The following is a 518-nucleotide window of genomic DNA, read 5'->3' as shown; positions in this document are numbered from 1 at the left end:
GCGCATGGGCTGTCGAACGTGTGCCGGTTCGCCGGCCACAGCCCCGAGTTCTACTCGGTGGCGCAGCACTCGGTGCTGGTCAGCTATCTGGTACCGGCGGAGGACGCGCTAGCCGGCCTGATGCACGACGCAACGGAGGCGTACCTGGGGGATATGCCCACGCCGCTGAAGCGGCTGATGCCGGCGTACCGCGAGCTGGAGAACCGGCTGCACGAAGACATCTTTCGCCGGTTCAACTTGAACCCGGTGCTGCCACCGTCGGTGAAGCAGGCCGATCTGGTCGCCCTCGGTGGGGAGAAGCGGGACTTCTTCCCCCGCGACAGCGAGCCCTGGTTCGTGTTGCAGGGCGTCGCGGAGTGCCCCTACACCCTCGAGGCGTGGATACCTCTCCGCGCCAAGCTGAATTTCCTGAAACGATTCGAAGAACTGACATGCAAGCATTCCTGAACATGATGGCCGCCGCCGGCACCAGCACCAAGAAGGACGCCAAGCTGGCGGCCCTGAAACTGATCGAGAAC

General features: G+C 64.3%; 1 protein-coding gene. It reads left to right on the top strand.

Annotation, left to right across the window (positions count from 1 at the left end; genetic code table 11):
• The coding region (locus AC1U89_RS24650) for a hypothetical protein (RefSeq protein ID WP_479902238.1) at positions 1-447 on the top strand (447 nt) is incomplete at its 5' end.
• Between the last annotated feature and the right edge of the window lie 71 nt (positions 448-518).

Source organism: Caulobacter sp. 05T431 (assembly GCF_056665975.1).
This window is presented reverse-complemented; position numbering and strand designations above follow the sequence as displayed.